The organism is Allobosea sp. NPDC055332 (genome assembly GCF_053645455.1).
Genome location: NZ_JBSHMO010000005.1, coordinates 442,742 through 455,470 on the forward strand (window position 1 = coordinate 442,742; position 12,729 = coordinate 455,470).

At 66.9% G+C, this 12,729-nt stretch carries 12 protein-coding genes; 8 read left to right on the top strand and 4 right to left on the bottom strand.

Going from position 1 to position 12,729, the window contains the following annotated elements; genetic code table 11:
* Positions 1 to 91: 91 nt before the first annotated feature.
* The 6 genes from ACWIGM_RS27585 to ACWIGM_RS27610 all read left to right on the top strand — a co-directional run bounded on the left by ACWIGM_RS27585 (position 92) and on the right by ACWIGM_RS27610 (position 6,013).
* Positions 92 to 397 carry an autorepressor SdpR family transcription factor gene (locus ACWIGM_RS27585; protein ID WP_454029169.1) on the top strand — a complete coding sequence of 102 codons (306 nt, stop codon included), beginning with the start codon at positions 92 to 94 and terminating at the stop codon, positions 395 to 397.
* The gene (locus tag ACWIGM_RS27590; RefSeq protein ID WP_454029170.1) at positions 394 to 1,050 is read left to right on the top strand and encodes an SdpI family protein; all 657 of its coding nucleotides are present in this window, start codon (positions 394 to 396) and stop codon (positions 1,048 to 1,050) included. The genes ACWIGM_RS27585 and ACWIGM_RS27590 overlap by 4 nt, the downstream gene beginning before the upstream one ends.
* Positions 1,051 to 1,185: 135 nt before the next feature.
* Complete coding sequence (gene typA / locus ACWIGM_RS27595; RefSeq protein ID WP_454029171.1) at positions 1,186 to 3,009, top strand: translational GTPase TypA; 1,824 nt, start codon at positions 1,186 to 1,188, stop codon at positions 3,007 to 3,009.
* Between the two features lie 8 nt (positions 3,010 to 3,017).
* Entirely contained in the window at positions 3,018 to 3,575 is a 558-nt protein-coding gene (locus ACWIGM_RS27600) for an ATP-binding protein (RefSeq protein WP_454029172.1), read from the top strand.
* 113 nt (positions 3,576 to 3,688) lie between these two features.
* Positions 3,689 to 4,627, top strand: coding sequence for an aldo/keto reductase (locus ACWIGM_RS27605; protein WP_454029173.1), 939 nt, complete (start codon positions 3,689 to 3,691; stop codon positions 4,625 to 4,627).
* Positions 4,628 to 4,780: 153 nt separating this feature from the next.
* Positions 4,781 to 6,013 carry a COG3904 family protein gene (locus tag ACWIGM_RS27610; protein ID WP_454029174.1) on the top strand — a complete coding sequence of 411 codons (1,233 nt, stop codon included), beginning with the start codon at positions 4,781 to 4,783 and terminating at the stop codon, positions 6,011 to 6,013.
* A 48-nt stretch (positions 6,014 to 6,061) separates the two neighbouring features.
* Here ACWIGM_RS27610 and ACWIGM_RS27615 read toward each other — a convergent pair whose 3' ends face one another.
* The 3 genes from ACWIGM_RS27615 to ACWIGM_RS27625 form a co-directional block, all read right to left on the bottom strand.
* Positions 6,062 to 6,424, bottom strand: a complete 363-nt coding sequence (locus ACWIGM_RS27615; protein WP_454029175.1) for an SPW repeat protein — start codon at positions 6,422 to 6,424, stop codon at positions 6,062 to 6,064.
* A 201-nt stretch (positions 6,425 to 6,625) separates the two neighbouring features.
* On the bottom strand, positions 6,626 to 7,984 hold the full coding sequence (locus ACWIGM_RS27620) for an esterase-like activity of phytase family protein (protein WP_454029176.1): 1,359 nt from the start codon (positions 7,982 to 7,984) through the stop codon (positions 6,626 to 6,628).
* Between the two features lie 93 nt (positions 7,985 to 8,077).
* Entirely contained in the window at positions 8,078 to 8,524 is a 447-nt protein-coding gene (locus ACWIGM_RS27625) for a tetratricopeptide repeat protein (RefSeq protein WP_454029177.1), read from the bottom strand.
* Positions 8,525 to 8,598: 74 nt separating this feature from the next.
* Here ACWIGM_RS27625 and ACWIGM_RS27630 point away from each other — a divergent pair, with 74 nt between their 5' ends.
* Both ACWIGM_RS27630 and ACWIGM_RS27635 read left to right on the top strand, forming a co-directional pair.
* A complete protein-coding gene (locus ACWIGM_RS27630) occupies positions 8,599 to 8,820 on the top strand; it encodes a hypervirulence associated TUDOR domain-containing protein (protein WP_454029178.1) in 222 nt (73 codons plus the stop codon).
* Positions 8,817 to 9,161 carry a hypothetical protein gene (locus tag ACWIGM_RS27635; RefSeq protein ID WP_454029179.1) on the top strand — a complete coding sequence of 115 codons (345 nt, stop codon included), beginning with the start codon at positions 8,817 to 8,819 and terminating at the stop codon, positions 9,159 to 9,161. Before ACWIGM_RS27630 ends, ACWIGM_RS27635 begins: the two co-directional genes overlap by 4 nt.
* Positions 9,162 to 9,166: 5 nt before the next feature.
* Here ACWIGM_RS27635 and ACWIGM_RS27640 read toward each other — a convergent pair whose 3' ends face one another.
* Complete coding sequence (locus tag ACWIGM_RS27640) at positions 9,167 to 12,607, bottom strand: class I SAM-dependent DNA methyltransferase (protein ID WP_454029180.1); 3,441 nt, start codon at positions 12,605 to 12,607, stop codon at positions 9,167 to 9,169.
* Between the last annotated feature and the right edge of the window lie 122 nt (positions 12,608 to 12,729).

The window sequence follows — 12,729 nt, forward strand, 5'->3', positions numbered from 1 at the left end:
CATGCGCGCGGCAGATCGCCAGCGCCAATCGAACAAACGAGCATCGTCATCGGCGGTTGACTTTATTTCGGTAATTTCCTAATTAACAAATATGAACCAGGTCTTCAAAGCCCTCTCCGATCCGACTCGCCGGGAAATCCTGCGGCTGCTGCGGGAGAAGGACATGACGGCCGGGGAGATCGCGGAGCGTTTCAATCTCGCCAAGCCGACCCTGTCCGGCCATTTCGCGGTGCTGCGGGAAGCCGACCTGGTCCAGAGCGGCAAGCACGCCACGACCATCACCTACAGCCTGAACCTCTCCGTGCTCGAGGAGGCGATGTGCCTCTTCCTCGACCATTTCGGCTTCTCGCTGGAAGCCCGTTCGCGCTCAACCAAATCCGTGGAGGGCCAGTCGTGATCCGCCCCTCGCTGCTCGAAAGCGGCATCGTCGTCGGCGCGATGCTTGCGGCGTCCATCGTTGCGCTCGGACAGGTTCCGCCCGATGCGCGCATCGCAATCCATTTCGATGTCACCGGCCAGCCCGATGGTTTCGCCGATCCCGTGACCGCCTTCTTGGCCATGCCGGCCGTCGCCATGGCGATGAGCGCGCTCTTCGCCTTTCTGCCGAGGCTGGAGCCGTTCGCCGAAAACCTCGCCCGCTCCCGCGTGGCCTATGCGGCGACCTGGCGGGCTGTCATCCTGCTCTTGGCCGCCTGTCACGCGCTTCTCATCGGCCATGCGCTCGGCCTCGTCCGGGAGGTGCCCGGCTTCATGACCGCATTGCTCGGACTGGTCCTGGTGGCCACCGGCAATGTCGCAGGCAAGACGCGGCCGATGCTGTTCTTCGGCGTGCGGACTCCCTGGACGCTGGCCGACGAGGGAGTCTGGCGGAAGACCCACAGGCTCTATGGCCGGGCCTCCGTCGCTCTCGGGCTGAGCCTCGTCGTGCTCGCCCTCACCGCGGCGCCGCCTGTCATGCTCGCCACCGCCACTCTGGGTGGTCTGGCCCTTCTGGTCACGGCGAGCACGGCCTATTCCTGGTGGCTCTGGCGAGAGAATAGAGCGAGCTGAAGCGGCGTTGCGGTTGCCCAAACGCCATCAAGCGTTTATGTGCAGCGCAACGAATTCCAGATTCACTCAAGGCACAGGCTGAGCCGGCCGGGGTTTCCCTGCCGGCTTCCGGTCATGACACAAGGCCCTTTCCGCATGTCCATGCGCAACATCGCCATCATCGCCCACGTCGACCATGGCAAGACCACGCTGGTCGACAAGCTGCTGCAGCAGTCCGGCGCCTTCCGCGAGAACCAGCGCGTCGCCGAGCGGGTGATGGACTCGAACGACCTCGAAAAGGAGCGCGGCATCACCATCCTGGCCAAGGCCACCTCGGTGGTCTGGAAGGACACGCGCATCAACATCGTCGACACCCCCGGCCACGCTGATTTCGGCGGCGAGGTCGAGCGCATCCTCAACATGGTCGATAGCGCGATCGTGCTGGTCGACGCCGCCGAGGGCCCGATGCCGCAGACCAAGTTCGTGGTCTCCAAGGCGCTGAAGCTCGGCCTTCGCCCGATCGTCGCGATCAACAAGGTCGACAAGCCCGACGCCCGCGTCACCGAGGTGATCAACGAGGTCTTCGACCTTTTCGCCGCGCTCGACGCCACCGATGAGCAGCTCGACTTCCCGATCCTCTACGGCTCGGGCAAGCAGGGCTGGATGGCGCCCTCGCCGGAAGGCCCGCAGGACCAGGGCCTGGCACCGATGTACGACCTCATCCTGAAGCACGTGCCAGCGCCGACCGTCGAGGACGGCCCGTTCCGCATGATCGGCACGCTGCTGGAAGCCAACCCCTATCTCGGCCGCATCATCACCGGCCGCGTCACCTCGGGCAGCGCCAAGCCGAACCAGACCGTCAAGGTGCTCTCCGGCGACGGCTCCACCGTCGAGACCGGCCGCATCACCAAGATCCTCGCCTTCCGCGGCCTCGAGCGCCAGCCGATCGAGGAAGCGGTCGCCGGCGACATCGTCTCGATCGCGGGCCTGGTGAAGGGCACCGTCGCCGACACCTTCTGCGATCCGTCGGTCGAGACGCCGATCACGGCCCAGCCGATCGATCCGCCGACCGTGTCGATGACCTTCATGGTCAATGACTCGCCGCTCGCCGGCACCGAAGGCGACAAGGTCACCACCCGCGTCATCCGCGACCGCCTGTTCAAGGAGGCCGAGGGCAATGTCGCGCTGAAGATCGAGGAAGCCTCCGACAAGGACAGCTACATCGTCTCCGGCCGCGGCGAATTGCAGCTCGCCATCCTGATCGAGACGATGCGCCGCGAGGGCTTCGAGCTCGGCGTCTCGCGTCCGCGCGTCGTGCTGAAGCGTGATGAGGCCGGCCAGCTGCTCGAGCCGATCGAAGAGGTCGTGATCGACGTCGACGAGGAGCATTCCGGCGTCGTCGTGCAGAAGATGTCCGAGCGCAAGGCCGACATGCTGGAGATGCGTCCCTCCGGCGGCAATCGCCTGCGCCTCGTCTTCCACGCCCCGACCCGCGGCCTGATCGGCTATCAGGGCGAGCTGCTCACCGATACGCGCGGCACCGCGATCATGAACCGGCTCTTCCACGACTACCTGCCCTATAAGGGCGAGATCGGCGGCCGCCGCAACGGCGTGCTGATCGCGATGGAGACCGGCGAGGCTGTCGCCTATGCGCTCTGGAACCTCGAGGATCGCGGCCCGATGATGATCGAGCCCGGCTGGAAGGTCTATCAGGGCATGATCGTCGGCGAGCACACCCGCGAGAACGATCTCGAGGTGAACGTGCTCAAGGGCAAGAAGCTCACCAATATCCGCACGACCTCGAAGGACGAGGCCGTTCGCCTCACTCCGCCGATCCGGATGACGCTGGAGCGCTCGCTCGCCTGGATCGACGACGACGAGCTGGTCGAGGTCACCCCGAAGTCGATCCGCCTGCGCAAGGGTATCCTCGACCCGAACGAGCGCAAGCGCTCGCAGAAGCAGAAGGCCGAGGTCGCCTGAGCACGGCCTTGATCGCCCCGGTCGAGATCCTGTTGATCACCGGTCCGGCCGGGGTCGGCAAGTCGACCTTGTGCTGGGAGATGAGTGCGGTGCTGGCTGACGCTGGCATCGCCCATGTCGCGATCGAGAGCGACGAGCTCGACCGCGTCTTCCCCAAGCCCGGCGTGGCGGAGCTGGCTCCGCTGGCGCCCGGCGCCCGCGATGTCAGCCAGCTCAATCTCGCCGCGCTCTGGGGCACCTATCGCGCGCTTGGCCACAGCCGGCTGATCATGTCGGGCGTGATGCTCCATGTCGGCTTCGACAAGAGCTGGATCCTCGCCGCGATCCCCGAAGCCCGCATCACCGTGGTGCGCCTGCGCGCCGGTGACGCGAGCCTGCTCGAACGCATCGACCGCCGCGAGGCGGGAGCCGGCCGCGACGCGCAGGTCGAGCGCTCGCTGCGCCAGGCGAAGCGCATGGCGAGTGAGGATGCCGCGGCGTTCCTGGCCGTCGAGACTGACGGCCGGTCCCCGCAGGAGCTGGCCTGCGAAGTGCTCGGCAAGGCCGGTTGGCTGCCGGTCTCCTGACCGCCAAGGTCAGGCTGTTCGATCATCGCGGGCCCGCCCTGCAGCAAGCGCCATTGTCTCTCGCTTGCGGCTCTGCTCCCTTGCGCTCCGCTATAGAGGGGAAGGAAGTCACCATGCAGTTCCGCAATCTCGGCCACTCCGGCCTGCGCGTCTCGCTCGTCGGCCTCGGCTGCAATAATTTCGGTGGCAGGATCGATCTGGAGGCAGCGCGCAAGGTCGTCGACGCCGCGATCGAGCACGGCATCACCCTGTTCGACACCGCCGACATCTACGGCAATCGCGGCGGCTCGGAGCTCGCGCTCGGCGAACTGCTCGGCGCCCGCCGCAAGGACATCGTGCTCGCCAGCAAGTTCGGCATGAACATGGACGAGGAGGGCGTGAAGAAGGGCGGCTCGCGGCGCTATATCATCGAGGCGGTCGAGGCCTCGCTGAAGCGGATGAAGACCGACTGGATCGACCTCTACCAGATCCACCGGCCCGATCCGCTGACCCCGATCGCCGAGACGCTGCGCGCGCTCGAGGACCTGATCCGCCAGGGCAAGATCCGCTATATCGGCTGCTCGAACCTGCCGTCCTGGCAGGTCGCCGACGCCCACTGGACGGCCAGGACGCTGGGCATCGAGAGCTTCGCCTCGGCCCAGGACGAGTACAGCCTGCTGGTCCGCGGTGCCGAGAAGGAGCTGATCCCGGCCCTCAACCATTTCGGCATGGGGCTGCTGCCCTATTTCCCGCTCGCCAACGGCCTGCTCACCGGCAAGTACCAGCGTGGCGCCCCGATGCCGGAGGGCGCGCGCATGACCCGCGAGGCGCAGCGCGCCGGCGAGGTGCTCACCGAGGCGAACTGGGCCAAGACCGAGAAGCTCGCCGCCTTCTGCGAGGCGCGCGGCAAGACGCTGCTGGAACTCGCCTTCTCCTGGCTCGCCGCGCAACCGGTGGTTTCCAGTGTCATCGCGGGTGCAACGAAGCCCGAACAGATCGCCGCCAACGTCAAGGCGGCTGACTGGGCGCTGACCTCCGAGGAGCTGGCCGAGATCGACGCGATCACGCGCTGAAATCCGCCGCGAGAGCGCCTCAAAGACGCCCAACGGCACAGCGAAAGCATTAACCTTGTCTCCCTGCCCTCGCGACGGGGCAGGGAAGCTGTTGTCAAATCCCTGCGCCTGGGTTTCCCTTGCGCAAACGCGGCGGAGATCGCTGGCCTCGTGATGCGCATCGCCCTTTTTCTGGCGTTCATTCTCTCCCTGGCTGCATGGCCGGTGGCGGCGCAGGACAAGCCCGCCGCTGCGCCTGCGCCGGAGCCTATGCGCATCGTGCTGACGCGCAGCGCCGAGCCGTGCGAACGCGATTGCCGCGAATGGCTCGCCGCCCAGGGCGCGATCACCAAGGACACGCCGGCCGAACTGCGCCGGGCGCTCACCGAGCTGAGCGGGCGCAAAGTGCCGCTGTTGGTCTATTCGACCGGCGGCACGGTCGAGGCTGCGATCACCATGGGCGAACTCGCCCGTAAGAGCGGCCTCGATATCGCCGTCGCCCGCACCGCTTTCAGCCAGCGCGACCCTGCCATCGGCACCATCGACGAACGCAGCCCGCTTTGCGCCTCGGCCTGCACGCTCTTCCTCGCCGGAGGGCAGCGCCGGATCATCCCGTCGCAATCGCGCATCGGCGTGCACCAGCAGACCATTGTCGAGACCGAGACGACGACGGTGCGCGATTACAGGATCGTGCGCGGGCGCCGGGAACTGGTCGACGAGAGAACCGAGACGCGGACAGTCAAGCAGGAGCAGGCGACCGGCGAAATCGACGCCAAGATGAGGCGCTATCTCGACGCCATGGGGCTCGATCGCTCCTTCATCGAGGTGACCGTGTCGACGCCGGCCGACACCATGCGCTACCTCAAGCCCGAGGAGATGCTGGCGACTACGATCGCGACCGAGCTCGGTTCGGCCTCGCTCGCCTTCTCCAGCCTGCGGTCGGGACTGGCGCCGGCAGCGCCGGCGAGCCTCAACGCGGCGCCGGTGCTTCCGGCGACGCTGGTTGCGCCGGCGACCCCGATCGGCTCGGTCGAGCTCGGCCCGCACCGGGGCGGCACCTTGCGGCTGGCGCTCTCGGTTGCGGAAGGGCGCTACCAGCAGACGGCCGCCCTGCAGTTCCATCTCTTCGTCGGCCAGGCGGCTCTGCCGACCCGGCTGCGCACTGTCACGATAACCCTGCCGGGAAGTCCGCTGATCGTCGCCTCGAACGAGGATGGCGCGACTCCAGAAGGGCCGATGACGGCAGAGGTCCAGCGCGAGTTCATTTGCCGGCTGACGGACCGCAGCTCGGTCTTCCTTCGGGTCGATCCACCGGCCGAGGACAGCGCCTCGGCCAGCTGGCAACGGACCGGAACCGCAGCCGAGGTGCTGCGCCTGCCGGCCCTGCGTAGCGCACTTTGCCGCTAGCGCCGTCTTGCGGCCGGGCCCGCCGGTCCGGCGGACCCGGCCAGCCGTTCAGGCCGTGGCGTGCGGCTCGTGCCGGTAGTTCCAGACCGCCCAGGCCGAGACGAACGCCGTCAGCAGGCCAAGGACCAGATGCGTCCGGAAGGCGCCGGTATTGCCGGTGAAGCCGAGCACCCAGGGCGCGGCGATCAGCCAGAGGCCGAGCGCAAGGTTCACCCATTCCTCCCATTCGGCGAAGGCGGTGAGCGCCGCGATCGCGATCAGGGCGAGCACGGCCCCGACCAGCCAGGCATTGCGGGTCGGCATGGTGTCGGCCAGGAAGCCTATCATCCAGGGCGAGATGAACAGGAGCGCGCCGAGGATCAGGTTGAGCCAGTCCTGCGGCCGTTTTCCACTCATATTCGCGGTCAACATGATCACCTCCATCGGTGAAGATCATCCAACCACGGCGCCTCGCGCACGAGGCGCTTGGTCGCGATCATTATACGCCTGTAGTCGAAACCGCTCAAGAACTGGCCGAAAAACGGACATGGCCGGCGTGAGCCGGCCATGATGACACCTGACAACTTGGCGTAGCCGAGATTCGACTTCGCGTGACTTCGGTGAGCCGGCGGCTCACTTCGCCGCGAGCAGCTCCTTGACCTGCAGCAGCACCAGCTCGTTGTCATCGGCTTTCTTCGGATCGCGCGACGAGGAGAACGGCAGGTTGTTGTCGTTGCCGACGACGATGATGCCGTTGGCGAGATCGACCACGTCGACGTTCTCGATGGTGAAGAATGGGAAGGGCAGCACGCCGTCGATCGCGCCCTGCTTGGCCTTCTTGTCGGGATCGGCGATCTTCATCAGGTCGATATAGCCGACCTTGCGCACGGGCTTGCCGACATTGGCGTCGGTCATCTCGATCTTCACGATGCGCTTGAACTTGGCGAGGTCGTGGAAGCAGTCCGGGCCCTTCTGGCCGGCGGCGCAGGCGCGGTCGGCGGTGCCTTCGCCGTTATCCCTTTCGATGATCAGCGCGGTCGTGGCGTCGATCATGTTGAAATCGCCGATGGCGAGGCCCTTCTGCTCGAGCGGGAAGAACCAGGAGCGGCCGGTCCACTTCTCGGCCTGCACGTCGAATTCGAGGATGCGCAGCACTTCCTTGCCGTCGACCTCTTCATTGCCCTTGGTCTCGGCGTTCCAGAGCGGGCCTTCCAGCAGCGGGTAGAGGAAGCGGCCGTCCGGCGACTGCGCCATGCCCTCATAGCCCTTGGAGCGGCGGACATTGAACTCGACCGGCAGGTTGGGCGCAGCCGGCGTGGTCACGGCATAATGGTCGGGCGAGCGGGCCGGCTTGCCGTCGACCGTGGTCTCGAAGACGGCCTCGACCTTGCCGTTGGCGTCGACGCGGATCAGGTAAGGGCCGAACTCGTCGCCGATCCAGTACTTGCCGCCGATCGGCTGGATCGACTCGGGGTCGAAATCGGCGCCGGTCAGGTAGCGCTTCTCGGTGCCTTCATTGGCGATGCGGAACGGCACCTTCTTGTCGGGATCGTGCAGGAAAGTCGTCGCGGTGCGCTCGATCTTGCCGCCCTCGAAATCGGCCTTGAGACGGTGGAAGAACAGCATCGCGTCCGGCGAGTTCGCCTTGGCGCCGAAGCCGTTGTCGGTCAGCACCAGGAACTCGCCATTGCCGAGCGATCGGATGCCGGAGAAGCCCTGCACCGGCTGGCCGGCGAAGGGGGTGGACAGGCCGGTCGGGCGCCCGCCCGAGGTGCCCATCACCGAGCCGACCTGCTCGACGCGCTTGCCCGGCGTGGTGAACTTGCCGGAGACCTTGAGGTCGGCCGGAGCATCGGCCGGGGCCGGGATGATGGTGTTGGCCGGCAGCAGGGCATGGCCGACCAGCTTGGCCGGGAATTCCTTGGGCGCATCCTGCGCGCCGGCGAGCATGGTGGACGACAGAAGCAGGGCGGCGGCGAGGCGCAGACGCATGGGACACTCCGGTTCAGGGAAGAGCGGGACGGTCCCGCTTCGCGTCCGGAGTTTGCAGTCGCGCGACAGCCGCGTGACGCTTGCGTGACGGTGCTACTTGCCCTCTGCCTTGCGGATCGCCTCATCGAGATCCTGCCATTCATGGCAGCGCCCGCAGAGCCTGGCGAGCTTGTCGAGATTGGTCCTGGCCGAGGCCATGTCGCCGGTCTCGATGAACCATTCGCCCTGGTATTCCAGCGCCGGCAGATAGGTCGGGTCGCGCAGCAGCGCGGCGTCGTAGAACTGTTTCGAGACCGGGTAGTTCTTCAGTTTGCGCTGCGAGAAGGCGATCCAGTTGAGCAGCACCGGCGAATCCGGCTGATGCTTCAGCAGGGTCATCAGCTTCTCGATCGCCGGCTCGTAGTTCTTCTCCTCGATCCAGCGTCTTGCCTGGCGGTAATCGGGATCTTCGTCGAGATGGGTCCAGTCCGGACCGACCGCCTGCGCCGTTCCGAACGAGAGAAGCAGCGCCAGAGCGCTGCCGACAAAACCGCCGCGCATTCCATCCTCCCCGCTTCCAATCGAAACCAAAGCACGGCCCCGGCGTTTCCACCAGCAGAGCACGGAGCTGCAACGTGACGACGACATTCAGGACCGGCACCAGGGTGACCTGGCGCTGGGGCGCCCATACCGCCAGGGGCCGCGTCGAGCAGGTCTTCACCGAACCGGTGACCCGCACGATCAAGGGCACGGAAGTCCGCCGTCAGGCCTCGTCAGAAAACCCGGCCTATCTGGTGACGCAACCACGCGGCGGCTACGCGCTGAAATCGCACAGCGAACTCGAGGAAGAGCAATGAACATCGCCCATCTCGACCTGACCCCGCCGCACCGTGTCGCCGAGAACGCCGGCAAGGGCCTGCGTCTGCGCCGGGAATTCAGCCGCGGTGGCACCGTGATCGGCGTCGCCCGCGCCCGCGACCTCAGCAACCGCCGCAAGCTCAGTGCCGAGACGGTCGAGCGTATGGTCAGCTACTTCGCCCGCCACGCCGTCGACAAGCAGGCCAAGGGCTTCGGCGACAGCAAGGAGCCGTCTGCCGGCTACATCGCCTGGCTGCTCTGGGGCGGCGATGAAGGCCGCGACTGGGCCCAGCGCAAGCTGGACGAGATCGCCGGGCTGGCCGAGCGCAGGCGGGCGTGAGCCTGTCAGCCGGTCGCGAGGAAGCGGCGTGCGAAGCTCGCCCCGCCATCCCTGGTCGAGGCTTCGCCGACGCGGGCAAGCGATATCAGAATTGCGCGCACTGACGACCTGACCCTGAGGCCCTGGCTGAAGCGCAACGCGACCGCATCTGCGCCGAGCGGCATATGCGAGGTCGCCAGGATCGCGAGCACGGCCGCCACCCGCTCGACCGGCTGCGTCGGGAAGACGGGCTTTGCCCCGCCCGGAGCCGGCAGCGACAGCAGCTCGGCAGCCTCGATCTGCTCGCCGACCGCAGCCTCCCGCCCGAAGCGCGGCCGCTGATAGTCCGGCCGCAGCCAGCGCGCCGTCCCGCGCTCTTCCTCGCGGGTCCGGTCGCGGTTGAGCGCCACCAGCATCGCCAGGATCGTCTCGTCTCCCGCATCGGCCGGGAGCCCGTAGGCCGCCGCGACCGCAGCGTCGATCGCCTCATGATGCTCGTTCAGGATCAGCACCAGCCCGCGATCGCGGATATCGGCCTCGGCGGCTGAGAGCGGCCGGCCGGCGAGGGTCGCCTCGCGCACATTGTAGAGCCTTGTCAGCGTCAGGTCCGGATGCCGCCCCAGCACCTCCTTGCGCAGCGCGTCGAGCGCCTCGGCGGCCTCGCGGATCGCCTGCTTCTGTGTCTCCGCGACCTCGGGGAAGGGGAAGGGATCGAAGCAGCGCGATTTGGAGTAGCGCGGGTCGTTGCCGATGCCGAGCCAGCCGCCGGACTGCAAGGCCCAGACGCAATGGATGCGCGACGACAGCACGCCGAGATGGAAGGCGTCCGACAATGCGACGGCGACCAGCATGTTGTCGGGCAGGATGCCGGCGTCGAGGAATTGGAAGACCCGGTGCTTGGTTGTCTCGACGGTCGCAATGTAGCGCTGAAGGCCGTCGAGAGCCGGACGGAGTTCCTGACGCGGCTTTCCGAACAGCCACCAATTGGCAAGATAGGAGCGGGCGTCGACGGTCGGCGAACGCTCGAACTGAGCTTGGCGGTCCTTCTCGACGGTCAGGCGCAGATGCTGGTAGACCTCCGGAAAGCGCTCGCGCACCTCGGCGGCGGAGAGCCCGAACAGGTCGATCGCCAGGACATCGCGCGAGCGCGCAGTGAGGTCGCGGCCATTGCGATAGCGGCGGATATGATCGTCGAGCCCCGGCCGCTGGCCGAGCCCGAGCGTCTCGGCTTCGGCCGGCGTGACGATGAAGCCGGCGCCGTGCAGCTTCACGCCCGGCGAGCATAGACCCTCGTTCGCGAGCAGGCGCGTGGTCCGGGTGACGTCGACGCCGATGCTGAGATCGGAATTGATCACCCCCTGCCGCTCGCGCACCTCCACGCGCGGCTGGTCGGTATCGAGCCCGGATTCCGCGATCACCTCGAGCAGGCGCCCTTCCTGCCGGCCGGTTTCCGCGACCGTCATCGCGATCCGCACTGCGGCCGTATCCTTGCCAGCCTTGGTCCAGGGATGATCGGCGATCGCCAATAGCAGCGAGACCGGCTTCTTCGCGTTGAGATGCCGCTCGACTACGCGGCGCTGGAACAATTGCGTGATCGAATTGGTGGTGACGAAGCCGAAGCGCCGGAGCTTCGTCCCGGGCAGGGCGAACAGCTCAGCCGCCCGGTCCCACCAGTACATCACCAGATCGGCGCTTTCGTTCATCTGCGGATAGGCGGCGCGCAGCGCCCCGACATAGCCATCGCCCAGCCGGCCGCGCAGATCCTTGCCACCGATGAAGGGCGGATTGCCGACGATGAACTCGACCTGCGGCCAGTCGGGCCGGCGCGGATTGCGTGGTGTGACCTCGCGCCCGCCTTCGACGAGCGGCACTGGCCAGTCGTCCCAGACGAGCAGCGCATCGCCCGATAAGACGTGCGTCAGCTCTTCCAGGATCGGCTCGCTCGGTGCAAAGGCACGGGTGCGCAGATGCCATTGCAGATAGCCGATCCAGAGCATGAGGTCGGCGATAGCCACCGCCCGGCGATTGGCGTCGATGCCGAAGAACTGCCAGGGCCCGACGCCGCGCGCGCCGAAGCCGCCGAGCTGCTCTGCTGCCCCGAGCTCGGCAGCGGCCTCGAGGACCTCGCCCTCCAACCGCTTCATCAGGTCCTGCGCGACGTGCAGGAAGTTTCCGGTTCCACAGGCCGGGTCAAGAACGCGTGTCGCGCAAAGCGTTTCGTGGAAGGCCTGGACCAGTGCGAGCGCGCTTTTAAGACTGCCGCCGTCGCGTGCCTGCTGTGCCGCTGCCAGGACGTTCCGCCAGTCGTCGCGCAGGGGGGCGATCACCGTCTCCACCACCAGGCGCTCGACATAGGCGCGCGGCGTATAGTGTGCGCCCAGCCGGGCCCGCTCGGCCGGCTCCAGCGCCTGTTCGAGCAAGGTGCCGAAGATGGCGGGGTCGACCAGGCTCCAGTCATGCTCTGCCGCTACGAGCAGTTCGGCGATGCCGCCCCTGCCGAGCGCGAACACCTGCGGCTCGGCGAACATGCGGCCGTTGAAGCGCTTCAGCTCGGCGCGGACAGCGGAGGAATAGCGGCCGAGATCCATGGCGCGCCAGAGGTCCTCGACCAGCGGCTTGAAACTCTTCGGCGCCTCCAGGCACTCGCGCAGCAGCCGCTTGAAGCTGTCGGCCGGGATCAGCCGGACATCCTCGGCGAACATGGTGAAGACGCAGCGCATCAGGAACAGCGCCACGTCCTCCGGATCGTGCCGGCGCTCCAGGGCCTTGGAGACCAGAGCGAGGCGCTGGGCGATCTGGCGCGTCGCCAGGGCGGCCTGGCGGGACGGGTCGAGCGAGGCAGGATCGCTCCAGATGCGTGCGATCCAGGCGCGGATGGCGGGATCGCGCAGGTCCTCGAGATAGATGCGAAAGCGGTGCCTGTCCGGGAACTGGGCGTAGTTCTTCCCCTGTCCGGAAAAGTCCGCATAGAACTCGAAGCAGTGACCGACATCGCAGAGGATGATGAAGGGCGGCCAGCCATGCGAGGCGGGCAAAGCGCGGCAGTATTGTTCCGCTTGGCGCTTGGCGTTCAGCATCATCACGTCGAGGCCGCGATCCGCGCCGCGGCGTCCACGTGGCGCATTGGTCGGCACGTCATCCCCGCTGCCGGCCGGCAGGATTTCCTTGGGTTGGCCTTTCAGCCGTAGCTGCTTGGCCTCGGCGACGAAGCAGCTCTTCCGGTAGAGATCGATCCAGCCGGTCGTCGCTGAGCCGTCAGGCCCGAACTGCCGGACCGGGTATTCGAAGCGATAGGTCACCGCCTCGGGATCACTGGTCGGCGGCTGCGGGCGTTCCATCCGCAATAGGATGCAGAGTTCGTTGATGAAGGACGGGAACGATGCCCGTTCCGCCCCTTCCGACATGCGCCAGCGCGCGATGAAGGCGTCGACCTCCGTCGCATCGGGCGAGCTCCGGTCCCCCACCATGTTCACTTCTTTCGAGTGTATTATATGGCAGACTCACGTTAAAGTTGAAATCATTTCTCCTGTCAACTCCTGTCACCAACGCGCCATTGCCAGCGCTGCACCCTCTCGCATCCGCCGCAAAT

Coding starts and splice junctions, on each gene's coding strand:
- ACWIGM_RS27585 (WP_454029169.1), top strand. CDS start 92: ATGAACCAGGTCTTCAAAGCCCTCTCCGATCCGACTCGCCGGGAAATC.
- typA (WP_454029171.1), top strand. CDS start 1,186: ATGTCCATGCGCAACATCGCCATCATCGCCCACGTCGACCATGGCAAG.
- ACWIGM_RS27605 (WP_454029173.1), top strand. CDS start 3,689: ATGCAGTTCCGCAATCTCGGCCACTCCGGCCTGCGCGTCTCGCTCGTC.
- ACWIGM_RS27610 (WP_454029174.1), top strand. CDS start 4,781: ATGCGCATCGCCCTTTTTCTGGCGTTCATTCTCTCCCTGGCTGCATGG.
- ACWIGM_RS27615 (WP_454029175.1), bottom strand. CDS start 6,424: ATGTTGACCGCGAATATGAGTGGAAAACGGCCGCAGGACTGGCTCAAC.
- ACWIGM_RS27620 (WP_454029176.1), bottom strand. CDS start 7,984: ATGCGTCTGCGCCTCGCCGCCGCCCTGCTTCTGTCGTCCACCATGCTC.
- ACWIGM_RS27625 (WP_454029177.1), bottom strand. CDS start 8,524: ATGCGCGGCGGTTTTGTCGGCAGCGCTCTGGCGCTGCTTCTCTCGTTC.
- ACWIGM_RS27635 (WP_454029179.1), top strand. CDS start 8,817: ATGAACATCGCCCATCTCGACCTGACCCCGCCGCACCGTGTCGCCGAG.
- ACWIGM_RS27640 (WP_454029180.1), bottom strand. CDS start 12,607: ATGGTGGGGGACCGGAGCTCGCCCGATGCGACGGAGGTCGACGCCTTC.